The organism is Thioalkalivibrio sp. ALE9, assembly GCF_000377445.1.
In the GTDB taxonomy this organism is placed as follows: Bacteria; Pseudomonadota; Gammaproteobacteria; order Ectothiorhodospirales; family Ectothiorhodospiraceae; genus Thioalkalivibrio.
Genome location: NZ_KB898136.1, coordinates 25,511 through 46,660, shown reverse-complemented (window position 1 = coordinate 46,660; position 21,150 = coordinate 25,511). Strand labels below are relative to the sequence as shown.

At 67.3% G+C, this 21,150-nt stretch carries 23 protein-coding genes and 1 tRNA gene; 14 read left to right on the top strand and 10 right to left on the bottom strand.

The window, feature by feature from the left end; genetic code table 11:
- Positions 1 to 23: 23 nt before the first annotated feature.
- The 6 genes from D106_RS0113000 (at position 24) to D106_RS0112975 (ending at position 5,529) form a co-directional block, all read left to right on the top strand.
- Positions 24 to 113, top strand: a tRNA-Ser gene (locus D106_RS0113000).
- 456 nt (positions 114 to 569) lie between these two features.
- The gene (locus tag D106_RS0112995; protein ID WP_018867017.1) at positions 570 to 2,642 is read left to right on the top strand and encodes a SulP family inorganic anion transporter; all 2,073 of its coding nucleotides are present in this window, start codon (positions 570 to 572) and stop codon (positions 2,640 to 2,642) included.
- A gap of 122 nt (positions 2,643 to 2,764) precedes the next feature.
- Positions 2,765 to 3,454, top strand: a complete 690-nt coding sequence (locus tag D106_RS0112990; RefSeq protein ID WP_017941768.1) for a Bax inhibitor-1/YccA family protein — start codon at positions 2,765 to 2,767, stop codon at positions 3,452 to 3,454.
- A gap of 98 nt (positions 3,455 to 3,552) precedes the next feature.
- The gene (locus D106_RS0112985; RefSeq protein ID WP_018880313.1) at positions 3,553 to 4,524 is read left to right on the top strand and encodes a D-2-hydroxyacid dehydrogenase; all 972 of its coding nucleotides are present in this window, start codon (positions 3,553 to 3,555) and stop codon (positions 4,522 to 4,524) included.
- A gap of 5 nt (positions 4,525 to 4,529) precedes the next feature.
- A complete protein-coding gene (locus D106_RS0112980; protein ID WP_018880312.1) occupies positions 4,530 to 4,748 on the top strand; it encodes a SlyX family protein in 219 nt (72 codons plus the stop codon).
- A gap of 4 nt (positions 4,749 to 4,752) precedes the next feature.
- Positions 4,753 to 5,529 carry a class I SAM-dependent methyltransferase gene (locus D106_RS0112975; RefSeq protein WP_018880311.1) on the top strand — a complete coding sequence of 259 codons (777 nt, stop codon included), beginning with the start codon at positions 4,753 to 4,755 and terminating at the stop codon, positions 5,527 to 5,529.
- Positions 5,530 to 5,547: 18 nt separating this feature from the next.
- Here D106_RS0112975 and D106_RS0112970 read toward each other — a convergent pair whose 3' ends face one another.
- Positions 5,548 to 6,108, bottom strand: coding sequence for a hypothetical protein (locus D106_RS0112970; RefSeq protein ID WP_018880310.1), 561 nt, complete (start codon positions 6,106 to 6,108; stop codon positions 5,548 to 5,550).
- A 73-nt stretch (positions 6,109 to 6,181) separates the two neighbouring features.
- On the opposite strand from D106_RS0112970, the gene D106_RS0112965 reads away from it, so the two are divergent.
- The 3 genes from D106_RS0112965 to cyaY are packed head-to-tail and all read left to right on the top strand — an operon-like array spanning position 6,182 to position 7,280.
- On the top strand, positions 6,182 to 6,517 hold the full coding sequence (locus D106_RS0112965; protein ID WP_018875615.1) for a hypothetical protein: 336 nt from the start codon (positions 6,182 to 6,184) through the stop codon (positions 6,515 to 6,517).
- Positions 6,517 to 6,903: a DUF423 domain-containing protein gene (locus D106_RS0112960; protein ID WP_018867023.1), complete on the top strand. Its 387-nt coding sequence runs from the start codon at positions 6,517 to 6,519 to the stop codon at positions 6,901 to 6,903. Before D106_RS0112965 ends, D106_RS0112960 begins: the two co-directional genes overlap by 1 nt.
- Positions 6,904 to 6,956: 53 nt before the next feature.
- Positions 6,957 to 7,280, top strand: a complete 324-nt coding sequence (gene cyaY / locus D106_RS0112955; protein ID WP_018867024.1) for an iron donor protein CyaY — start codon at positions 6,957 to 6,959, stop codon at positions 7,278 to 7,280.
- 34 nt (positions 7,281 to 7,314) lie between these two features.
- On the opposite strand, the gene D106_RS0112950 is transcribed toward cyaY, so the two are convergent.
- From D106_RS0112950 to serS, 3 genes are all read right to left on the bottom strand, one after another.
- The gene (locus D106_RS0112950) at positions 7,315 to 7,749 is read right to left on the bottom strand and encodes a hypothetical protein (protein ID WP_018880309.1); all 435 of its coding nucleotides are present in this window, start codon (positions 7,747 to 7,749) and stop codon (positions 7,315 to 7,317) included.
- A 28-nt stretch (positions 7,750 to 7,777) separates the two neighbouring features.
- Positions 7,778 to 8,791, bottom strand: coding sequence for a thioredoxin fold domain-containing protein (locus tag D106_RS0112945; RefSeq protein WP_026280681.1), 1,014 nt, complete (start codon positions 8,789 to 8,791; stop codon positions 7,778 to 7,780).
- Between the two features lie 82 nt (positions 8,792 to 8,873).
- On the bottom strand, positions 8,874 to 10,160 hold the full coding sequence (gene serS, locus D106_RS0112940; RefSeq protein ID WP_018880307.1) for a serine--tRNA ligase: 1,287 nt from the start codon (positions 10,158 to 10,160) through the stop codon (positions 8,874 to 8,876).
- 224 nt (positions 10,161 to 10,384) lie between these two features.
- On the opposite strand from serS, the gene D106_RS0112935 reads away from it, so the two are divergent.
- The 4 genes from D106_RS0112935 to D106_RS0112920 all read left to right on the top strand — a co-directional run bounded on the left by D106_RS0112935 (position 10,385) and on the right by D106_RS0112920 (position 15,391).
- On the top strand, positions 10,385 to 11,881 hold the full coding sequence (locus D106_RS0112935) for an FAD-linked oxidase C-terminal domain-containing protein (RefSeq protein WP_018880306.1): 1,497 nt from the start codon (positions 10,385 to 10,387) through the stop codon (positions 11,879 to 11,881).
- Between the two features lie 37 nt (positions 11,882 to 11,918).
- On the top strand, positions 11,919 to 12,869 hold the full coding sequence (locus tag D106_RS0112930) for a diguanylate cyclase domain-containing protein (RefSeq protein WP_018880305.1): 951 nt from the start codon (positions 11,919 to 11,921) through the stop codon (positions 12,867 to 12,869).
- Positions 12,870 to 12,910: 41 nt separating this feature from the next.
- Positions 12,911 to 13,882 (top strand): sensor domain-containing diguanylate cyclase, encoded by a 972-nt coding sequence (locus D106_RS0112925; RefSeq protein WP_018880304.1) that lies wholly within the window; start codon positions 12,911 to 12,913, stop codon positions 13,880 to 13,882.
- Positions 13,883 to 14,086: 204 nt separating this feature from the next.
- Complete coding sequence (locus D106_RS0112920) at positions 14,087 to 15,391, top strand: citrate synthase (protein ID WP_018880303.1); 1,305 nt, start codon at positions 14,087 to 14,089, stop codon at positions 15,389 to 15,391.
- 57 nt (positions 15,392 to 15,448) lie between these two features.
- On the opposite strand, the gene tadA is transcribed toward D106_RS0112920, so the two are convergent.
- Genes tadA through D106_RS0112890 form a run of 6 tightly spaced genes read right to left on the bottom strand, consistent with a single transcriptional unit; the run spans position 15,449 to position 20,089 of the window.
- Entirely contained in the window at positions 15,449 to 15,949 is a 501-nt protein-coding gene (gene tadA / locus D106_RS0112915) for a tRNA adenosine(34) deaminase TadA (protein WP_018880302.1), read from the bottom strand.
- Positions 15,939 to 16,448: a glutathione peroxidase gene (locus D106_RS0112910; RefSeq protein ID WP_018880301.1), complete on the bottom strand. Its 510-nt coding sequence runs from the start codon at positions 16,446 to 16,448 to the stop codon at positions 15,939 to 15,941. The genes tadA and D106_RS0112910 overlap by 11 nt, the downstream gene beginning before the upstream one ends.
- Entirely contained in the window at positions 16,445 to 17,116 is a 672-nt protein-coding gene (locus D106_RS0112905) for a membrane integrity-associated transporter subunit PqiC (RefSeq protein WP_018880300.1), read from the bottom strand. Before D106_RS0112905 ends, D106_RS0112910 begins: the two co-directional genes overlap by 4 nt.
- A gap of 4 nt (positions 17,117 to 17,120) precedes the next feature.
- The gene (locus tag D106_RS0112900; RefSeq protein WP_018875626.1) at positions 17,121 to 18,134 is read right to left on the bottom strand and encodes an MlaD family protein; all 1,014 of its coding nucleotides are present in this window, start codon (positions 18,132 to 18,134) and stop codon (positions 17,121 to 17,123) included.
- The gene (locus tag D106_RS0112895; RefSeq protein ID WP_018880299.1) at positions 18,131 to 18,919 is read right to left on the bottom strand and encodes an ABC transporter ATP-binding protein; all 789 of its coding nucleotides are present in this window, start codon (positions 18,917 to 18,919) and stop codon (positions 18,131 to 18,133) included. The genes D106_RS0112900 and D106_RS0112895 overlap by 4 nt, the downstream gene beginning before the upstream one ends.
- 18 nt (positions 18,920 to 18,937) lie before the next feature.
- Positions 18,938 to 20,089 (bottom strand): MlaE family lipid ABC transporter permease subunit, encoded by a 1,152-nt coding sequence (locus D106_RS0112890; RefSeq protein WP_018880298.1) that lies wholly within the window; start codon positions 20,087 to 20,089, stop codon positions 18,938 to 18,940.
- A gap of 113 nt (positions 20,090 to 20,202) precedes the next feature.
- Here D106_RS0112890 and D106_RS0112885 point away from each other — a divergent pair, with 113 nt between their 5' ends.
- Positions 20,203 to 21,141 (top strand): MoxR family ATPase, encoded by a 939-nt coding sequence (locus D106_RS0112885; protein WP_018880297.1) that lies wholly within the window; start codon positions 20,203 to 20,205, stop codon positions 21,139 to 21,141.
- The last annotated feature ends 9 nt before the right edge of the window (positions 21,142 to 21,150 follow it).

Genomic DNA, 21,150 nt, shown 5'->3' with positions numbered 1-21,150 from the left:
CGTACCAGACAATGCCCAACCTCGGAGAGGTGGCAGAGCGGTTGATTGCACCGGTCTTGAAAACCGGCAGGGGTGAAAGCCCCTCGAGGGTTCGAATCCCTCCCTCTCCGCCAGATTCCAGCAAGAAATCCAAATGCTATCCAACGCATGGGCCAACCCCGCCAATCCGGGATTCGAACCCTCGAGATCCAACGCTCGGGTTCGACCGGCGACGCACAGCGACGCCGGAACGCCGCCGCGAGGTGGCGGCCCGGAGGGCGGCGCCCGCGGCACCGTAATCCCTCCCTCTCCGCCATTCCCCCACCCCACTCGCCGCACCCTCCCCGCACCCCACACATAGCCCATCTAACATGTTTCACATAGAACAAGTTAGATAGAAGAAAATGACTGAAGGCACTATAATCGGCGCCGTTTTCCCGCTTGCGCCCGCGAACCTCCAGCGGGCCCAGCTCCGGCTGCCAGTTCTGTGACGACGGCCCTGGCACGCCCTGGCCCGGAATGCCTTCCGGCGCCCCAGCCCTGGTTTCGGCCGTCGTCGTTTCTCACGAACTGGCCAAGCGAGTGACCCGATGAATCCGATCCTGCTGCGAGTGTTTCCCTTTCTCGGCTGGCGCCCGACCAAGCAAACCCTCAACGCGGATCTCATCGCCGGGATCTCGGTCGCCCTGGTCCTGATCCCGCAATCCATGGCCTATGCCCAACTGGCGGGGCTCCCGCCGGTCTACGGGCTGTACGCTTCTCTGCTTCCTGTCATGGTGGCGGCCCTGTGGGGCTCTTCGAATCAGCTGGCGACCGGCCCGGTGGCGGTAGTTTCCCTGCTGACAGCCTCGGCACTGATACCGCTGGCGGCCGAAGGCTCTTCCGAATTCATCATGCTCGCCATCGCCCTGGCGTTCATCGTTGGCGTGATCCAGTTGATGCTGGGGCTGTTCAAGCTGGGTGCGCTGGTCAGCTTCATCTCGCACCCGGTGATCGTCGGATTCACGAATGCGGCCGCGATCATCATCGCCCTGTCCCAGGTAAACAAGATTCTGGGCGTGCCGATCGATACCAGCGGCCATTTCATGCTCGGTCTCTGGGGCGTGCTCATGGAACTGGGCAGCGTGCACTGGCCAACCCTTGCGTTCGGGATAGGCGCGATCGCCCTGATGGTCGCGATGAAGCGTTTCACGCCCAAGATCCCCGGCGTGCTGGTCGCGGTGGTCGTGGCGATCGTCGCCAGCTGGGCGATCGGCTACGAACAAAAGGCCGAGACCTCCATCGAGCAGATCGCCCCGGCCGAGGTCCTGACCCTTGCCCAGAACATCGAGCGCGAAAGCGCCCGCCTGGCCGAACTCGACGACCAGATCCGACGCCTGGAGGCCGAACTGCAACAACAGGAAGGCGCCGAGGCCGTCCGCCTGCGCCACGAGGCCGACCAGCTGCGCCTGGAGCGCGAGGAACTGCGCCCAGAACTGGCGACCATGCGCGACGAGATCCGCGACCTCACCCTGCGACGGGTGCCCGGCACCGATGACGAACCCGCCCGCTTCATTGCCGACGAACACCTGACCGACGCTGAGCGCGAGCGCGCCGACCGGGCTGCCTGGCGCATCGAGCGGGTGGGCGACGACACCGTGCACCTGAACGGGGGCGGAGCCGTAGTCGGGAATGTGCCTCAGGGCCTTCCCGGCTTCTCGATTCCGGAGATCAGCTTCGGCACGTTCACGACACTCCTGACCACCGCCTTCGTCATTGCCCTGGTGGGCTTTACCGAGGCCATCGCGATTGCCAAGGCCATGGCGGCCCGGACCGGCCAGCGGCTGGACCCCAGCAAGGAACTGATGGGCCAGGGCCTGGCGAATATCGCGGGTGGCTTCACCCAGGGGTACCCGGTCAGCGGCTCGTTCTCCCGCTCGGCCGTGAACCTTAATTCCGGCGCGAAGACCGGACTCTCGTCGGTCTTCACCGCCGTGATCATTGGCCTGGCGCTGCTATTCCTGACTCCGTTGATCTATCACCTGCCGCAGGCGGTCCTCGCAGCCATCATCATGATGGCGGTGGCCGGCCTGGTGAACTTCAAGGCGATCAAGCACGCGTGGGTGGCCAACAAGCACGACGGCGCCGCCGCGATCGTGACCTTCATCGCCACGCTCGCCATGGCCCCGAATCTGGACTACGGCATCCTGACCGGTGCCGGCCTGGCCATCGTGCTCTACCTGTACCGCACCATGCAGCCGCGTGTATCGGAGCTGGCCCGTTACGAGGACGGCACCCTGCGCGAGGCCCAGCGCTATGGTCTGGAGACCAATGAGAAGGTCGGCATGATGCGCTTCGACGGCTCGCTCTACTTCGCCAACGTGCCGTACTTTGAAGACGCAGTGCTCGACCTGGTCGCACGGCACCCGCAGGCCAAGTACCTGATCGTGGTCGGCAAGGGCATCAACGAGATCGATGCCTCCGGCGAAGAGGTCATCCATCAGCTGGTGCATCGCCTCAAGGCGCGCGGGATCACGCTGGTGTTCGCCGGGGTGAAGGCGCAGGTCATGGAGGTGATGCAGCGCACCGGGCTGGACGAGATCATCGGCGAGGACAACATCTTCAAGTCCACCGATCACGCCGTGAAGACGATCTCCGAAAAGGTCGGCGAACCCATCAAGTAGGGGACGCCAGCGCCCGTTGCCCCACGGCCGGCCGGATCTCCCGGACCGGCTGTGGAAACACTGCAACCGGGCGCGCTTATCGCTACACTGTGGCTTATTCGAATGCATTGAGGAGTTGACCCGTGTCCCGAGACCAGATCGTCCGCTCGAGTCGCAACCCGTCCAGCACTGGCTCCATCAGCGAGACCATCTCCACCAACAAGGTGATCCGGCAGACCTACATGCTGCTGTCGCTCACCCTGGCGTTCAGCGCGGTTACCGCGTTCATCGCCATGGCGGTCAATGCGCCGCCGGTACACTGGATCATCATGCTGGGCGTGCTGATCGGCGGCCCGTTCGCCATCCACGCCGCGCGCAATTCGGCACTGGGCATCGTCCTGACCTTCGCCTTCACCGGCGTGCTGGGCTTCTTCCTCGGCCCGATCCTGAGCATGTATCTGGGCCTGCCCAACGGCCCGCAGATCGTCGGCAACGCCTTCGCCGCCACGGCCATCGCATTCGTCACGCTCTCCGGCTACGCCCTCGCCACCAAGAAGGACTTCAGCTTCCTCGGCGGCTTCCTGGTCGTCGGCCTGATCGTGGCCCTGCTGGCCATCGTCGCCAACCTGTTCCTGGCGATCCCGGCGCTCTCGCTGGCCATCTCGGCCGCGGTCGTCCTGCTGCTGTCCGCGGCCATCCTGTTCGACACCAGTCGGATGATTCACGACCCCGAGGCCAACTACATCGTGATGACCGTCTCGCTGTACGCGAACCTCTACGTGATGTTCCTGCACCTGCTGAACCTGTTCCACGCCTTTATGGGTGACAACTAAGGGTCCAGCACCAACCGCAGGAACTCGTTCAAGGGCCCCGCCGCGCGGGGCCCTTTTCGTTGGACACCGCTTACACAGACTCTCGGGGACTTCGGCCCATGACCCAGCTCCAGCGCGGTGTCTTTCTCGACCTGAACACGGTTGACCGGGACGACCTCGACCTCACCGAGCTCCGCGCCTGCCTGCCCGAGTGGGCCTTCCACGACCGCACGCGACCCGACCAGTGCGCCGAACGGATCGCGGACGCCGATGTCGTGATCACGAACAAGGTCGAACTGGATGCCGATCTGCTGGCCGTAGCGCCCCGCCTGCGACTGATCTGCGCCGCCGCGACCGGCTTCAACAATATCGACGTGGCCGCCGCCCGCCGACAAGGCATCGTCGTCAGCAACGCGCGCGACTACGCCACAGACTCCGTGGTGCAGCATGTCTTCGCCCTGCTCCTGACGCTGGTCACGCGGCTGGATGACTACCGAGCCGACATCCGCGCCGGACGCTGGAGCGCCTCGGATCAGTTCTGCCTCCTCGACCACCCGATCGGCACCCTGGCCGGGATGCGCATCGGGATCATCGGGTGGGGGGTGCTGGGCCGGGCCACCGCCCGTGTTGCCGAGGCCTTCGGCATGGAGGTTCGGGTTGCGCAGAGTCACGATCCCGCGCAGCGGACGCACGCGGATCGCCTGCCCCTGGAGCGCCTGCTTGCGGAGTGCGACGTGATCAGCCTGCATTGCCCGCTCACGCCCGCCACGCGCCACCTCATCGACGACGACGCACTGCGCCGTATGCGGCCGGGAAGCATTCTGCTGAACACGGCCCGCGGCGGTCTCGTTGACCCCGAGGCCCTGGCGCGTCACCTGCGCAGCGGTCATCTCGGCGGCGCGGGCATCGATGTCCTGGAACCGGAACCCCCGCCACCGGGTCATCCGCTGCTGGCCGACGACATCCCGCGCCTCGTGCTGACCCCGCATACCGCCTGGGCGGCGCGCGGCGCCCGTCAGCGGGTGATCGACGAAGTCACGCACAACATCCGCAGCTTTGCATGCGGTTCACCGCGCAACGTGGTGGAATGACGCGCATGGACACCGACCCCCTGCAAGAGCGAATCGAGGACCTGGAGATCCGCCTGGCCCACCAGGAATACACCCAGGAGGAGCAGGCCCGCATCCAGATGGAACTGCAGCAGGCCAATGCCGACCTGCGCCAGCAGGTCCAGTGGCTGCGCGACCGCCTGCGTGAGCTTGAGGAACGCGGGGGCGGGCGCGAAGACGCCGAACCACCCCCGCCGCACTACTGACCCCATGGCGCTGACCGTACGCGCGGCTCCGGGCTGCGACAGCGCTGCCGACGCACTGCGCAAGGCCCTCGAGGCGCGCGGCTACCGGCACGGCGGCGCGGCTCGGCTGGTCCTGGAAACGGGCGATCACGGCCTGCAGCTCATCCGCGAGGACGTCCAGCCGGCGCTGCGACTGCACCTCGACTTCGCGGCCGGACGCCAGGGCTATCGACTGGCCCATGCCGGCCATCAGCGCGAAGGCCTGATCCGCGCCTTCGGGAAGCTCCCGCGCGACGGCCACGTACTGGATGCCTCCGCCGGTCTCGGGCGCGACACCCTGCTGCTGGCCGCGCACGGCTTTCGCGTGACCGCCTGGGAACGTCACCCCGTGGTATACCGTCTGCTCGCCGATGCCCTGGCGCGCGCTGCAACTCACCCGGATCTGGCCCCGGTTATCCAGCGCATTACCCTGCTCGAGGGCGTCGCCGACCCCACGGCCGTGAGCCCGCCCGCGATGGCCGCGGTCTTCGACCCCATGTTCCCGGAGCGCGCCAAACGCGCCGCGGTCAAGAAGGACATGCAACTGATCCAGGCGCTGATGGCGGATACGGCCGACCCCGACGGCGAACAGACCCTGGCCGCCCTGCGCGGCCACGTGGAACGCCGGGTGATCGTAAAACGCCCGCTGCACGCCCCGGCTCTCGGACCGGACGCCCCGCAGGCCAGCGTCAAGGGCAAGAGCGTGCGCTTCGACCTCTATTCGGCCACGGGGCCCGCCGAAGCGACCGCGGCGTCCGGCTGATATCGCTCCTCGCCCGTTTCAGGGGCTGCCCAGGATCAGCCGGTCCTCCCCCGCGAACCGGTAGTCCGGGATGGGCAGGTTCCGGCGGGCGTTCTGATCCGCGTAGACCCGCCCCGCCCCGTCATAGCGTCCGCCCCGGCAACGATCGACGAACCCGCCACTCCAGCCATCGGCTTCGTCCGGGTGCACCAGATCCAGCTCGCAGCCCAGGTCCGTCCCCTCACCGATCACCACCAGCCATTCGGGGCGAAAGCTGCGCAGCGGCAGGTCCAGCCCGTCCGGCTGCTGACCGCGGCGCGCAGCGGGATCGACCAGTTCCTCGTCGCTCGCCAGCGCACCCTGCCAGGCCGCATCCCGGTGGACCACCAGGACATGCCGGTTCCCGTGGACAAAGCGTCCCGCCTCGCCCGGCGCGATCTCCGCAAGGTCCACCCGAAGGGTGTCGCCACGGGTGTCCACCGATCCGGAAAATGCGTACCGCAGCATAACCCCCACCAGCAGCAATGCGGCCCCCAGCACCATCAGCTTCATGAGCGCGCGGATCCGCACCCGCGTCAGTGAATCGTTCCCGGTTTGCACCCTGATCTCCGTTTTTCTCGCCCACCGGCGAAAACGCTTTGCCTGAGCCCTAGTCGCCCCTACACTATGCGGCATGAAAGGACCCAACCGTTCCAACCGCACCTACGTCGGCCTGTACAACGACATGTACGGCGGCATGACCCCCATCGGCAATTTCATCCGTGATGCCTGGGTGTTCGGCATCCTCCCGGAGACCGAAACCTGCGACGGCTGGGATGTCTCGCGCATCCAGATGCTGCACGACCAGGTCAATGCCGAATGGGACAAGTACGACCTGCGTATCAGCAATCTCCCGCCGGAACTTCGTGAACGTCATGAACGCATCCATCAGGAAGCGATCGAGCGCGCTCGGGAACACGGCTGGGTCGCCGGACAGGACATCGATAGCGAGATGGGCGACGACGCCTGATGGTCGCCGGCGAGCCCCTGATTCGCCCCCTGATCGTCATCGCCAGTCTGCTGGGCGGGATCGCGGTCGTGCTCGGCGCCTTCGGCGCCCACGCCCTCCAGGAACGCCTTTCGGAACACGCCCTGACGACCTGGCACACCGGCGTTCAGTACCACTTCATCCACGCCCTGGCCCTGCTGCTGGTCGCCGCCCTGTGGGCGCAGCTGGCCAACGGCTGGGCCGCCGCCAGCGCGGTGGCCTTCGTGATCGGCATCCTCCTGTTCTCGGGCAGCCTGTACGCCCTCGCACTCGGGGCGCCCCGCATCCTCGGGGCGATCGCGCCACTCGGCGGGACGGCCTTTATCCTCGGCTGGGCGGGGTTGGCCATTGCCGCCTGGCGCGGCTGACCTATAATCGCGCCCTGCCTGACCCCAACCTTCACCACCGGACCGAGCGCCCCATGAGCCAGACCTCCTTCGCCGTATTCGCCGAGAAAGCCCTGGACGACATCCAGACCCGCCTGAGCGACCAGAGCGCGCTGGACGACCTGGATATCGACCTGATCGACGGCGTGATGACCATCGAGTTCGACGATGGCGCCCAGCTCATCCTGAACCGTCAGGAGGCCGCCGAACAGATCTGGCTGTCCTCCCCCGAGGGTCCGGCCCACTTCGGCTATTCCGAGGAGGAAGGTGCCTGGATCGATGACCGCAACGGCGAAGACCTGCACGCGACCCTGGTGCGCGTGATCGAGCAGAAACTGGGCGTGCCGGTCGAACTCTGAGGCGCCGCCGCCGGGCGCCCGAACTCGACAGCTCCTAGTCGCCCTTGCCCGACCCCTTGTCCGTATCGTCCTGCCCGGCTGTGGCCCGATCCGCGGGCCGATCAGCGGCGGCGGGCGGCTCATCTTCCAGTGCGCGCAGATGCGCCTCGACCTCGGCCAGCACCGGGTGCGGCTTGTCCTGTTCCAACGCCACGTCGATCGCCCGCAGCGCCTCCACCGCCTGCGGATCGCCCCGCAGCGGCATGCGTGCCACCCCCAGCGCCAGCATCCGGAACTGGCGGAATACCAGATAACTGACGGTCGCCACCACCAGGGCACCCCACATGTTGTCCTGGAACCACAGCCACACCGCTACACCGTAGCCCCCGAAGGTCAGCACGAAGATCCCCAGCGCAACGCGGTGGGAACGGGCCACGATGCCTTCCAGCACCTCGCGGTTGCGGATCACGAAATCACGTTCGAAATGCAAGGGGCAGTTTCCTCGGTTCGGGGTGTCATCAGGGACGCGCCGGCTGCTGCGCCCGCCAGCGTTCGAAGGTCGCGTATTCCTCGTAGCCCCGGGTCAGCACGTAGTCCATCACGTTGCGCAGTCGATTCAGGTGCACCACGGAGTCGATGCGGATGATCTCCTCACCCTGTTCGTCGAAGAAGATCAGGGTCGGCGCCCAGTGTATATCCAGCGCCGCTGCCCACTCCTTCGGGTTCGTGCGTTCCCCGCCGGGGGTCAGCACCGGGGTATCGGCATCGTCGGCATCCAGCTGCACCGCATCCATCAGCGCGATGCGTTCCAGCACCTCATCCTGTTGCAGTGGCTCGGAATGCAGGATATCGCAGGCATGGCAAGCCTCGCGCTCGAAGAACACCACCAGCGGCCGATCCGCAGGGATCCGGCTGCGATCCAGCGCATACGGCGGGTTCGCGAAAAAGTCGCGCTGGTTCATGTCGTCCAGGTCAAATTTCGGCGGCGGGTCGGCCCGGTCCAGGTAGTCGCGGAAGCTCCCCTCCCGGTCGTGGCGGTCAATCACGTACTCCAGCAGCGCGCGAAAACGATACGGCGGGTAGTAGCCACGCATCTGGTGGATGCGCTCGCCCTCCTCGTCGTAGAAGGCAATCGAAGGGGTGAAGTTGAGCCGCTGTTCGGCCGCGTAGCGCCGCTCGATCCAGGTCTCGCCATCGAGATCGGTAACTTCCCGCGTCCCCAGGGCATCAATCGCGACGACATTGAAATGCGCCGACAGATACTCGCGGATGTCGTCCTGCGCGAAATTCTTGTCGAACAGCGCCTCGCAGTAGGGACAGTCGTCCATGCCGAAGTAGACCGCCAGCCCCATCTTGCCCTGCTCGACCGCATCGTCCAGGTCCTCGCGCAGGTCCAGGAAACTCAGTTCGAACCAGTCCGGCGTATGCAGGCCGATCGGCCGCGGCGTGTCGTCGAAGACCAGTCCTTCGTCCGCACCGGCCCCGTCGTCCGCCGACACGGGCGACGCCACAAGCGCCCACGCCAACATCATCAGCGCGAGACCGGCCAGCAGGCCGGGATGGCAAATTCGGCAAGACGGGCGTTTCACGTGGGCGGTTTTCCGAAAGGGCCTGCTACTCGGACGGCGGCTCCAGCACCGAGGTTCCCCCGAGATACGGACGCAGCTTTTCCGGGATCCGGATGGAGCCATCCGCCTGCTGATGATTCTCCAGCAACGCGACCAGTGCGCGCCCCACCGCGACCCCCGAGCCATTGATGGTGTGAACCAGCTCGGGACGCTCGCCGGCCTTCGGCCGGAAGCGCGCCTGCATACGCCGGGCCTGGAAGGCCTCGAAGTTCGAGCACGACGAGATCTCGCGGTACGCATCCTGCGCCGGCAACCAGACCTCGAGGTCATAGGTGCGCGCCGCGGCGAAGCCCATGTCACCAGTGCTCAAGAGCATGACGCGATAGGGCAGTTCCAGTGCCTGCAGCACGGCCTCGGCGTGCCCCAGCAGGCTCTCGAGCGCCGCATCGGAGTCTTCGGGCCGAACGATCTGCACCAGCTCCACCTTCTCGAACTGGTGCTGCCGGATCAGGCCGCGCACGTCACGGCCGTAGCTGCCCGCCTCGGAGCGGAAGCACGGGGTATGGGCCACCATCCGCAACGGCAGCTCGTCGGCCTCCAGGATCTGGTCCCGCACCAGGTTGGTCAGCGTGACCTCGGCCGTGGGGATCAGGCGGTAGCGCTGATCACAGTCCACCGAGAACAGATCCGCGTCGAATTTCGGCAACTGGCCGGTGCCCTCCAGCGACTCGGGATTCGCCAGGTAGGGCACATAGGTCTCCTGGTAGCTGTGCGAGCCGGTGTGCAGGTCCAGCATGAACTGGGTCAGCGCCCGGTGCAGCCGGGCCATCTCCCCGCGCATGACCACAAACCGCGACCCGGCAACACGAACGGCCGCCTCGAAATCCAGCCAGCCGCCCGGCAGACCCAGATCCACGTGATCCCGCGGCGTGAAGTCGAAATCCGCCGGCGTACCCTCGCGCCGGATTTCCACGTTGGACTTCTCGTCCAGGCCGTCCGGCACATCCGCCTGCGGCAGGTTGGGGATCCCCATCAACAGCGCGTCCAGTTCCTCCTGCACCCCGTGCAGGTCGGTCTCGCACTGCTTGAGCTCGTCGCCCAGGCGCCCGACCTCGGCCTTCAGCGGTTCGATGTCCTCGCCCCGGGCCTTGGCCTGGCCAATGCCCTTGGAGCGGGTATTGCGCTCGGCCTGCAGCTCCTGGGTGCGCACCTGCAAGGCCTTGCGCCGCGCCTCCAGGGCCTCGAAACGTTCGCGGTCCAGGGTGTACCCCCGACGCTCGAGCGCGGTGGCGGTCGCATCCAGATCCTGACGCAGGCTGCGGATATCAAGCATGACGGCTTTCCAGTACGGGATTGCGGGAACGACGGGGAAGTCTACGGTCGCGGCCCCGTGGCGTCCACGGGCACCGAGCCCGGAGACGCCCACCCCGCACAGCCCGGCGGCCGCGGCCAGACCGGAAACCCGACCTGTCCACACCACATGCCCGGTTCGCGGAAAAGGCCTACAGTTTATGCGATCACATCGCGTGTACCCAGCAGGTCCCTACCATCGAAGCCATGAGTGCACATCCGTCCATCGACCCGACCGAGACCGCCACGCAGGCACTGGCCACGGTCATCGAGACCCTGGCGAACGCGTTGCCCGCCGACGCCCTGGTCACCGAGACCGCGGAACGCCGCGCCTACGAGTGCGACGGTCTCTCTGCCTACCGCCAGATCCCCGGGGCGGTCGCCCTTCCGCGCACGCGGGAAGAACTCCTGACCTGCCTGCGGGTCTGCCGCGAACACGGGGTGCCGATCATCCCGCGCGGCGCGGGCACGGGGCTGTCCGGCGGCGCACTCCCGAGCGAGACCGGACTGCTGCTCTCCATGGCCCGCTTCAACCGCATTCTCGAGATCGACGCGGACAATCGCTGTGCCGTGGTGCAGCCGGGGGTGCGCAACCTGGCGATCTCCGAAGCCGCCGCACCCCAGGGCCTATACTACGCCCCCGACCCTTCCTCGCAGATCGCCTGCTCCATCGGCGGCAACGTCGCCGAGAACGCGGGGGGCGTGCATTGCCTCAAGTACGGGCTGACCGTGCACAATGTCATCGGGCTGGAGATCGTCACCCTCGACGGCGAGACCATCCGGCTAGGCGGCAAGACCCTGGATACCGCCGGCCTGGACCTCCTCGCCTTCATGGTCGGTTCCGAGGGCATGCTGGGCGTTGTCACCGAGGTCACCGTCCGCCTGCTGCCACGCCCGGAACGCACCCAGGTCCTGCTCGCCAGCTTTGCCGACGTGGAACCGGCCGGGCGTGCCGTGGCCGGGATCATTGCTGCCGGGCTGGTCCCGGCCGGGCTCGAGATGATGGACAACGCCGCCATCCGCGCGGCGGAGGACTTCGTCCATGCCGACTATCCGACCGACGCGGCGGCCATCCTGCTGTGCGAACTCGACGGGACCAATGCCGAGGTCTCGGAGGACATCATGGTCGTGCGCAAGAAACTGCTGGACCTGGGCGCCACCGAGGTGCGCACCGCCCGCGACGATGCCGAGCGTGCGCGCTTCTGGGCCGGGCGCAAGGCGGCGTTCCCCGCCGCCGGCCGCATCTCGCCGGACTACTACTGCATGGACGGCACCATCCCGCGCCACCAGCTCGGTACCGTGCTGGAACGCATCAACGGGCTGTCACAAGAGCACGGCCTGGGGGTGTGCAACGTGTTCCACGCCGGCGACGGCAACCTGCACCCGCTGATCCTGTACGACGCCAATCAGCCCGGACAACTGGAGACCGCGGAGACCTTCGGTCAGCAGATCCTCGAGCTGTGCGTGGAGGTCGGCGGCACCGTCACCGGGGAACACGGCGTCGGTGTGGAAAAGCTGGACGGGATGTGCGTGCAGTTCGCCGCCCCGGAGCTCGAACAGTTTCACCACCTGCGCCGTGCGTTCGACCCGCTGGGCCTGCTCAATCCCGGCAAGGCCGTCCCCACCCTGGCACGCTGTGCCGAGTTCGGGCGCCAGCATGTACACGGCGGCCAGGTGTCGCATCCCGATCTGCCGCGTCTGTAGGATGCCAGCCCCGAACCCACCGCACGCGACCGCTACCATGTCCGACACGACGCTGGCCACCCCGCTGGCCGACGAGTTCTCCGGTGCCGTCGATGCCACCCTGAACGCGCTGCAGGCCCTGGTCCCACTGGACATCTGGATGCTGACGCGAGTCGAGGCCGACGACTGGATCGTCCTGCACACACGCGGGCGGGCCCCACGCTTCCGTCCGGGTGCCGCGTTCAGCTGGCAGCACTCCTACTGTGTCCACATGCACGCCGGCGAGGGGCCGAACGTGGCCGCCGATGCGCGCAGCGTGCCCGCCTACGCCAGTGCCCCCATCAATGACATCGCGGCCATCGGCTGCTACGTGGGATTCCCCCTGCACGACGCCGAAGGCCAGCTGTTCGGCACCCTGTGCGGTCTGCACCCCGAGCCCGTGGATCCCGCCATCGAACGCCACGAACCGGTCATCCGCGCCCTGGCCGAATCCCTGAGCCACGTGCTGCGCCTGAGCCAGCGCGCCGAGGTCCTGGACCGCCTGCGCCAGCACACAGCCCTGTCCGTGCACAGCGACCCGCTGACCGGGGTCCTCAATCGGCACGGATGGGAGCTCGCGCTGGAGGCCGAAGAGACCCGATGCCAGCGGCTCGGACAACCCGCCGGGATCATCGCGCTGGATTTCTTTCCGGAGGGCTTGTCCTCCGACGGGGCCGAAGGCCACGACGACACCGAACTGGTGCGGGCGATCCTCGCCCTGCAGGAGCGGGCACACCCCACCGACCGGATCGGACGCCTGGGTGGCGGCCGCTTCGCCCTGCTCGCGAGCGAGATGAAGAACCCGTCGCTCGCGGAACGCGCCCGATCACTGCAACAATATCTGGCGGATCAGGGCATCCCGGCCAGTGTCGGGTACGCAGCACGCGAACCGGGCACCGGCAGCCTCGCAAGCGCCCTGCAAAACGCCGCACGCGGGAAACGCAACGCGCCACAACCCACGTCTCCCTGAACCACCCGTCCCGCCCCAGCGCTCGCTCGACAGGACACACCATGGCCCGGACCTTCGACCCAGCCGACCCTTCGCACACCCCGTTCAATCTCGGGGTCGATCACACCCTGAAGCTGCTCCACCGCCTCGCGCCGCTGGATGTCTGGATGCTGACCCGCATCGAGGACAACGAGCAGATCGTGGTGCGCGCCGACGATCACGGCTACGGGATTGAACCGGGCACCGCCTTTGACTGGGGCAACTCCTTCTGCATCCGCATGCTGGCCGAGCGCGGCCCGCGAATCGCTCCGGACGTGACACAGGTGCCCGCCTACCAGGAAGCACTCGCCGCGCAGACGGATCCACCCGCCATTGGCAGCTACATCGGCTTTCCGGTACACGACCGCGAGTACGGCATGTACGGCGTGCTGTGTGCAATGCATCCCGAGCCCGTCTCCCAGGCGATCGAATCGCGCGCGGGGGAGATCGAGTCCGCAGTCCAGGTGATCGAGGCACTGCTGCGACAACGCCGCCACATCGACGAACTCGAACGCGAACGCGAAGCGCTGATCCTGGAGGCCTACAACGACAGCCTGACCGGTACCCGCAACCGCCGCGGCTGGCAGATCGCGCTCGATGCCGAGGAACAGCGCTGCCAGGACCATAGCCTTCCGGCGGGCATCATCGCCCTGGATCTCGACCACCTGAAGGCGGTCAACGACCATGAGGGCCACGACGCCGGTGACCGGATGATCCAGGCGGCGGGCCAGGCGCTGCGGAGTGCCAGCCGCGAGAACGATGTGGTCGCGCGCCTGGGCGGCGACGAGTTCGGCGTGCTCCTGCCGGAGACCCCGGCGGACTACCTGCCCGAGATCGCCGACCGGCTGCGCGCGGCGCTCCTGGCGGCAGGTGTCGAGGCCTCCATTGGCTACGCCTGCCGCACCGTCAGCGGCTCGCTGGCCGCCGCCCAGAGCAACGCCGACGCCGCCATGTACGCCGACAAGCGCCAGCGCCGCGGCCCGTCGGCCCACTGATCGCCGCCAGGGAAGCACTGACTCATGGTTACGCGCGTTGCGGCCCGCCTGCGCCCCGAAGTCGCGCAGGTGCCGAGCGGCGGGTATCCAGAACCGGCGGCCCGTCTCGCTCCGCCCCGCCCGAAACCCGCTGCCGCAGGCCCGCCTTTGGTTTACCATTGAGGCCTTCGCATCCGGGCGACCCCAATTCTACGAGGCCGTTTCATGAGCAAAACCGTCACGCTGACCGACAACACCACGGGCAAGAGCATCGAGCTGCCGATCCAGGAGGGCTCGCACGGCCCCAACTGCCTCGATATCCGCGCCCTGTACAAGGAGCTTGGCTACTTCACCTACGACCCGGGCTTCATGTCCACGGCCAGCTGTCGTTCGGACGTCACCTTCATCGACGGCGACGAAGGCACCCTGCTCTATCGCGGCTACCCCATCGAGCAACTCGCCTCCGAGAGCACCTACCTCGAGGTCTGCTACCTGCTGCTGAACGGCGAACTTCCCTCCTCCGACGATCTCCACGACTTCTCGCGCATCATCAAGGAACACTCGATGCTGCACGAGGCGGTGCGCCGCTTCTTCGACGGCTTCCGCCACGATGCGCACCCGATGGCGATCATGGTCGGCGTAGTCGGCGCCCTGTCGGCCTTCTATCACGACAACGTCGACGTGCATAACCCGGAGCACCGCCGCATCGCCGCGCACCGGCTGATCTCCAAGATGCCGACCATCGCCGCCTGGTCGTACAAATACGCCCACGGCCAGCCGTTCATGTACCCGGATAACAACCTGTCCTACACGGCCAACTTCCTGTCGATGATGTTCGGGGTCCCCAGCGAGCCCTACCAGCCAAACCCGGTGTTCGTGCGCGCCCTGGACCTGATCCTGATCCTGCACGCCGATCACGAACAGAACGCCTCGACCTCCACCGTGCGCCTCTCCGGTTCCTCCGAGGCCAACCCGTTCGCGGCCATCTCCGCCGGCATCGCCTCGCTGTGGGGCCCGCTCCACGGCGGCGCGAACGAGAAGGTCATCCGCATGCTCGAGGACATCGTGCACTCCGACAAGAGCGTCGAGGACTTCGTTGCCCGGGCCAAGGACAAGAACGACCCCTTCCGCCTGATGGGCTTTGGCCATCGCGTCTACAAGAACTACGACCCGCGCGCCAAGATCATCCGCAAGATGTGCCACGAGCTACTGGAAGAGATGGGCGACATGGGCGCCGATAACCAGCCGCTGTTCGACGTGGCCATGGAGCTCGAACGCATCGCGATGGAGGACGACTACTTCATCGAGCGCAAGCTCTACCCGAATGTCGACTTCTACTCCGGCATCATCCTGCGCGCGATGGGCATCCCGCTGAACATGTTCACCGTGATCTTTGCGCTGGCGCGCACGGTCGGCTGGATCTCGCACTGGAACGAGATGATGATGGACCCCGAATCCCGCATCGGCCGTCCACGCCAGCTCTACACCGGCTACCCCTCCCGCGAATACGTCGCCATCGAGCAGCGCTGACCGGGACAGCAAAAGCACCGGCCCACGCGGCCGTACCGGCCCACGAAGAACCGCACCCTAGCGCCGGGCGCGAAAGAATCGGCGCAGCTGCTCGGCGGCTTCCTCCCCGAGGATCCCGCCGGTCACCTCGACACGATGGTTGTGCGCCGGATGCTCGATCAGATCCAGCGCGCTCCCTGCGGCGCCGGTTCGCGGGTCGTTCGCGCCGTATACCAGGCGGGCCACGCGGGCGTGGATCATGGCGCCGGCACACATGCTGCATGGCTCCAGGGTCACGTAGAGGGTGGTGCCCGGCAGCCGATAGTTCTGCAAGCGCTCGCCGGCTTCGCGCAGCGCCCGGATCTCGGCGTGCGCCGTCGGGTCGTGGAGCGCGATCGGTGCGTTGTGGCAGGCGGCCAGGCAGGTGCCATCGGCGTCTACCAGGACCGCGCCGACCGGGACCTCGCCGACTGCGGCCGCCCGATCCGCCAGGGACAGGGCGCGCTCCATCCAGTAGTCCGCCGCTCCCGGCGCGTCGGGCGCCGGGCCGGTCTCGCCCGGCGCCACGCTACGCGCCACTGGGGGGGCCTGGGGGCGGCTCGTCCAGCGCCACCTCGATCGCCTGGACCAGCTCCGACGGCTTCTTCTGCGGCGCGAACCGCCGGATCACCCGGCCATCGCGCCCGACCAGGAACTTGGTAAAGTTCCACTTGATGCCCTGTGTGCCCAGGGCCCCCGGCGCCTGTTCCTTGAGGTGTCGAAACAGCGGATGGGCCCCGGCACCGTTCACCTCGACCTTGGCGAACACCGGGAACGACACCCCGAATCGCGTGCCGCAGGCGCGGATCTGCCCGGCATCCCCCGGCTCCTGACCTCCGAACTGGTTGCACGGAAAGCCCAGCACGCGGAACCCCCGTTCGCCGTAGCGTTCCGCCAGGGCCTGCAGACCCTCATACTGCGGCGTGAAACCGCACTCGCTGGCCACGTTCACGATCAGCAGGACATCCCCACGCCAGGCGGCCAGCGGCTGCTCGCCGCCGGCGAGCAGCGGGGCGGAAAAATCGAACACATCGGTCATTCGTCCATCCCGTGCCCGGTCTCGCGCAGCGCTTCGTCTTCCAGTTCCGCCAGCACGTCGGCGGCGGCTTGCGACAGTGCGGCCACCAGGCGTGAGGCCGACCGCCGGTCGAGCGTGTGGGCCGCCTCCAGGTGTACCAGGCGCGCATGCGTGTCCGTGCGCAGCTGGGCCCGCAGTCCGACTCGGCCCGTGCCCTGTACGGCCTCACCGGTGTCCACAGCGCTCAGTGCCTCCAGATGGGCGGCATCCAGATCGCCGTACAACGCCGTAACGAGGATGTGCAACTGCACCGCCGGTCGCCCTTCGGCCCAGGCGTCCGCCGCGTTATCCACCAGCTCGATGGCGGTACCGTTGCGGGTCCAGCGTTCGCGCAGCAGCTGCTCGAACTGCTCGGCCGGCCGCAGGAACCACTCGTTGTAGTAGTCCGACTCGTAGCGATGGTCCCCCAGGCGGTAGACCAGTCCCTTGCCAGAATAGGCCGGCGCCACGCGCACCGATCCCAGTTCGACCGCCAGGGGCTCGGCGTCTCCGGCCATGCGCGGCGCCGGCTCGGCGGGCAACTCCAGCAGGAACCACGAGCGGTCAACGGCCTCGCGTTCGGGGATCAGCGTGCAGCCGCCCAGTGTCCAGGCGATCAGCAGCAGTGCGGCAACGCTCCATCGGGTCATCCATCTACTCCTTGTCCATGGTGCTGCGGGGCGGCGGGGCACCGAACAGCGCGCCCCCCGGGTTGCGGCGTACGTCATCGGACAGGCTGCGCAGTCCGGCGATCGCGGCCTGCAATTCGTCCAGGGTTTCCAGCAGCTTGGCCTCGCTCACATCCATGCCCCGATCGAGGCGTTCGACCATCGAATCCATCCGGTCGACCAGCCGTCCGACATCCGCCGCTTCGGCCGTCTCGCGCAGTTCCCGCAGCGCGGCCCGCGTCTCGCTGGGCAATGCCTGGGTATCCGGGTGCTCGATCAGGCGCTCGACCGACTCCATCACCCGGGTGGCCGTGCGGGTTGTTGTCTGCAGCTCCTCGATCATTTGATCCGCCTGGTCCGCCAGGCGGGCGGTATCCAGGTCCCGGATCGTGGTCTCCACCGTGACCAGCAGGCTCGTCAGGTTGTCCACCACACCCTCGATGTCCAGCTCGTCGATACGCTTGAGGAGGTTCTCGGCATACTCCAGAAACTGCATGGCGGTACTTGGTGCGGACGGGATGTAGATACCCTCCGGGTCCCAGTCATGTGCCAGTGGCGGATGGGCCTCGGGGTCCGAGAAGTCCGCCTCGAGATAGTTCATACCAGTGATTCCCTGAGCGGCCATGCGGACCCGAAGCCCGGCATCGATCAGGTTTTCGAAGACCTCCACGCGGAACTCGCCCTCCTGCGCACTGGCCGCAAAACGATCCGGGTACAGCCGCGCCCGCACCATCACGTAGCGTTTGCGATCGCGCGGCGGGATATCCGCCTCGTACACCACCGAGGTAAACGTCATGTCGGTCACCTCGCCAATGGTCACCCCGCGGAACTTCACGGGCGCCCCCACCTCCAGGCCCTGGATCGACGCGTCCATGTACGTCTCGATCTGGATCGACGGGCGCAGGAGATTGCCCGCCGTCAGGATCAGCAGCGCCGCGACCAGCGCGGCCAGCCCCCCGAGGATGAACAGCCCCAGCCGGAAATGATGTCGGGCACTCATGCGGGCCTCTCCTCGTCGGAATCCGTCCGCCGCAGGAAACGCTGTACCCACGGGTGGTTCGATGTATCGCGCAGGGTGGCCGGGTCGCCCTCGGCCGCAATCCCCTGACTCTCCTTGTCGAGCATAATCACCCGGTCGGCGATCGCAAAAATGCTGGCCAGTTCGTGACTGACGATCACGATCGTCATGTCCAGGGTGCGGGCCAGACGCTGGATCAGCCGGTCCAGACCGGCCGAGGTAATCGGATCGAGCCCGGCCGAGGGCTCGTCCAGAAACAGCACTTCCGGGTCCAGCACCATGGCCCGCGCGATCGCTGCCCGCTTCTGCATCCCCCCGCTGATCTCGGAGGGCATGAAATCGGCAAACGCGCCCAGCCCCACCAGTTGCAGACGCGCCCGCGCGATCGCGTCCATCGCCTCGCGCGGCAGATCGGTATGGACCTCCAGCGGCAGGCGCACATTCTCCAGCAAGGTCATCGAGCCGAACAGCGCGCCCATCTGGTACATCACGCCCACGCGCCGCAGGATCGCCTCCCGCTGCGCCTCGTCGGCCTCGGCGATATCCGCGCCGGCCACCCAGATATGCCCGGCCAGCGGCTGGTAGAGCCCGATCATGTGCTTGAGCAGCGTGCTCTTGCCACTTCCGGAGCCGCCCAGGATCACGAAAATCTCGCCCCGACGCACGTCGAAATTGAGATCACGCATCAGCACCAGATCGTCAAAGCCCATGGTCAGACCACGGACGCGGATCACCACGTCGCGCTCGTCAGGATCCGCCATGTGCATGTGCGTCTGGTTCATGCGTCAGACCCCGAGATGGTAGAACAGCACGGCAAACACGCCGTCCAGCACCACGATCAGGATGATCGACGTCACCACCGCGCTGGTGGTGGACAGCCCCACCGAGGCCGCCCCGCTCCCGGTCTGCAGCCCGCGCAGGCACCCCACGCCGGCCACCACCAGGCCGAATACCACGGCCTTGACCAGCCCGGAAAACAGATCCGACGGGCTCAATGCGGATGTCACCTGGTTGAAGTACGCCACCCAGGGGATGCCGAAGCCCTGCATCACCACCGCGCCTCCAATCAGCCCGATCATGTTGGCGTACAGCGCCAGCAGTGGCGCCACCAGCAAACCGGCCAGCACCTTCGGCAAGACGAGAAAGTGCACCGGATCCAGCCCCATCGTCTTCAGGGCATTGACCTCCTCGTTCACCTTCATGGTCCCGATCTCGGCCGCGAATGCCGCCCCGGAACGGCCGGCGAGCAGGATGGCCATCATCAACGGCCCCAGTTCGCGGAACAGCGAAACCGCCACCAGGTTCGCCACAAAGATCTCGCCGCCGAACTGGCGCATGGCGATCGCCGACTGAAACGCCAGGATCACCCCCAGCAGGAATGCAATCAGCGAGACAATGGGCAATGCCTGAAAGCCCGCGGCCTCCGCCACGCGCAGGGTGTCGCCCCAGCGCACCTGGCGCGGGCGCCGCAGAGAGCTGCCGATGGCCCGGGCCAGCTCGCCCACGAAGGTGAACTGCGAGTGGGCGGCGCGCCCCACGCGGTCGATCCCGTCCAGCAACCCCGGCCACCAGCCACGGCCCCGGGCGGCCCGCGCCGGCTCGACCGTCTCCAGCTCGCGGTATGGCGCCAGCTGGTCCCGGACCATCGACCCCATCCCTTCGAACCGGACCTCGGCCCCTGCCCTCCCGAGGTCCTGCTCCAGCGCATGCAGCAGTGCGGCCCCCGCGCCATCGCAGTACTCGACGCCCTCCATGTCGACGACCACATCCTGCGCCCCCGCCTGCTCCGCCAGATCGCGCACACGCCGCCGCAGTGTGCCCCAGTGACGTTCCACCGCATGCACATCCAGCCGCCCGGTCAGGCGCAGGCGGGGCGCCGGGTCGGCTGTGGCATCATATTCAAACGACTGTCGCCCACCGGCGGCCGTGGAATCCATCGCGCAACTCGCGTAGAACGTGCGGCCATGGTAGCCGCAACACGGCCCCGGGAACCATTCGCCCACCCGGAACATTCCAAGGCCTGTCCGCCATCACCAATCACGAGGCTCGCATGCCATCGGCTCAGGAAGCCCTGCAACAGATTGAACACGCACTCAACGAAGTGCTCCTCGGCAAACCCGAGCCGGTGCGACTGGCCCTGGCCTGTCTGCTGGCCAACGGGCACCTGCTGATCGAGGATCAGCCCGGTGTCGGCAAGACCACTCTGGCCCACGCCCTTGCCCGGGCGATGGCCCTCGACTACCAGCGGGTACAGTTCACCAGCGACCTGCTGCCCGGCGACGTACTGGGCGTCTCCATCTTCGAGCAGGGGAGCGGCGAGTTTCGCTTCCATCCCGGCCCCGTCTTCACCCAGGTGCTCCTGGCGGACGAGATCAACCGTGCGCCCCCCAAGACGCAAAGCGCATTGCTGGAGGCCATGGAGGAGCGCCAGGCCAGTGTCGAGGGCGCGACCCGCGCCTTGCCGGTACCGTTCTTCGTGATCGCCACCCAGAATCCGGAGGAGCAGGTCGGCACACACCCGCTGCCGGAGTCCCAGCTCGACCGCTTCCTGATGCGCATCCAGCTGGGCTACCCGGATGCCGGAGCCGAACGGGCCCTGCTCGAGCGCAGCGGTCCGGCCCCGACGGCCGCGCCGGCCGCGGAGACCCACCCGACACCCCCGAGCCTGGCGGCCCCGCACCAGCTGCGCGAATGGCAGGACCAGGTGGCCGGCGTCCACGCGGATGCCGCAGTCCTCGATTACCTGCAGGGCCTGTTGAGTGCGAGCCGCGACCGGGCGCGCTTCGCCCACGGGCTGTCGCCCCGCGCCGGGCTGGGCCTCCTGCGCGCGGCCCGGGCCCATGCCTTTCTCGACGGCCGGGACTACACCACGCCCGACGACGTCGCCCGTGTACTGCCCTCGGTCGCCGGCCACCGCCTGCGGTCACGCGAGCCGGAGAGCCCCGAACGCACGGTCGCACGCCTGATGGAATGCGTCCCGACTCCATGACCCGTTCCC

Bases quoted from the DNA above. Each gene is read 5' to 3' on its own strand.
- D106_RS0112995 (WP_018867017.1), top strand. From the start codon at position 570: ATGAATCCGATCCTGCTGCGAGTGTTTCCCTTTCTCGGCTGGCGCCCG.
- D106_RS0112985 (WP_018880313.1), top strand. From the start codon at position 3,553: ATGACCCAGCTCCAGCGCGGTGTCTTTCTCGACCTGAACACGGTTGAC.
- D106_RS0112980 (WP_018880312.1), top strand. From the start codon at position 4,530: ATGGACACCGACCCCCTGCAAGAGCGAATCGAGGACCTGGAGATCCGC.
- D106_RS0112975 (WP_018880311.1), top strand. From the start codon at position 4,753: ATGGCGCTGACCGTACGCGCGGCTCCGGGCTGCGACAGCGCTGCCGAC.
- D106_RS0112965 (WP_018875615.1), top strand. From the start codon at position 6,182: ATGAAAGGACCCAACCGTTCCAACCGCACCTACGTCGGCCTGTACAAC.
- D106_RS0112960 (WP_018867023.1), top strand. From the start codon at position 6,517: ATGGTCGCCGGCGAGCCCCTGATTCGCCCCCTGATCGTCATCGCCAGT.
- cyaY (WP_018867024.1), top strand. From the start codon at position 6,957: ATGAGCCAGACCTCCTTCGCCGTATTCGCCGAGAAAGCCCTGGACGAC.
- D106_RS0112945 (WP_026280681.1), bottom strand. From the start codon at position 8,791: ATGATGTTGGCGTGGGCGCTTGTGGCGTCGCCCGTGTCGGCGGACGAC.
- serS (WP_018880307.1), bottom strand. From the start codon at position 10,160: ATGCTTGATATCCGCAGCCTGCGTCAGGATCTGGATGCGACCGCCACC.
- D106_RS0112935 (WP_018880306.1), top strand. From the start codon at position 10,385: ATGAGTGCACATCCGTCCATCGACCCGACCGAGACCGCCACGCAGGCA.
- D106_RS0112930 (WP_018880305.1), top strand. From the start codon at position 11,919: ATGTCCGACACGACGCTGGCCACCCCGCTGGCCGACGAGTTCTCCGGT.
- D106_RS0112925 (WP_018880304.1), top strand. From the start codon at position 12,911: ATGGCCCGGACCTTCGACCCAGCCGACCCTTCGCACACCCCGTTCAAT.
- D106_RS0112920 (WP_018880303.1), top strand. From the start codon at position 14,087: ATGAGCAAAACCGTCACGCTGACCGACAACACCACGGGCAAGAGCATC.
- D106_RS0112910 (WP_018880301.1), bottom strand. From the start codon at position 16,448: ATGACCGATGTGTTCGATTTTTCCGCCCCGCTGCTCGCCGGCGGCGAG.
- D106_RS0112905 (WP_018880300.1), bottom strand. From the start codon at position 17,116: ATGACCCGATGGAGCGTTGCCGCACTGCTGCTGATCGCCTGGACACTG.
- D106_RS0112900 (WP_018875626.1), bottom strand. From the start codon at position 18,134: ATGAGTGCCCGACATCATTTCCGGCTGGGGCTGTTCATCCTCGGGGGG.
- D106_RS0112895 (WP_018880299.1), bottom strand. From the start codon at position 18,919: ATGCACATGGCGGATCCTGACGAGCGCGACGTGGTGATCCGCGTCCGT.
- D106_RS0112890 (WP_018880298.1), bottom strand. From the start codon at position 20,089: ATGGATTCCACGGCCGCCGGTGGGCGACAGTCGTTTGAATATGATGCC.
- D106_RS0112885 (WP_018880297.1), top strand. From the start codon at position 20,203: ATGCCATCGGCTCAGGAAGCCCTGCAACAGATTGAACACGCACTCAAC.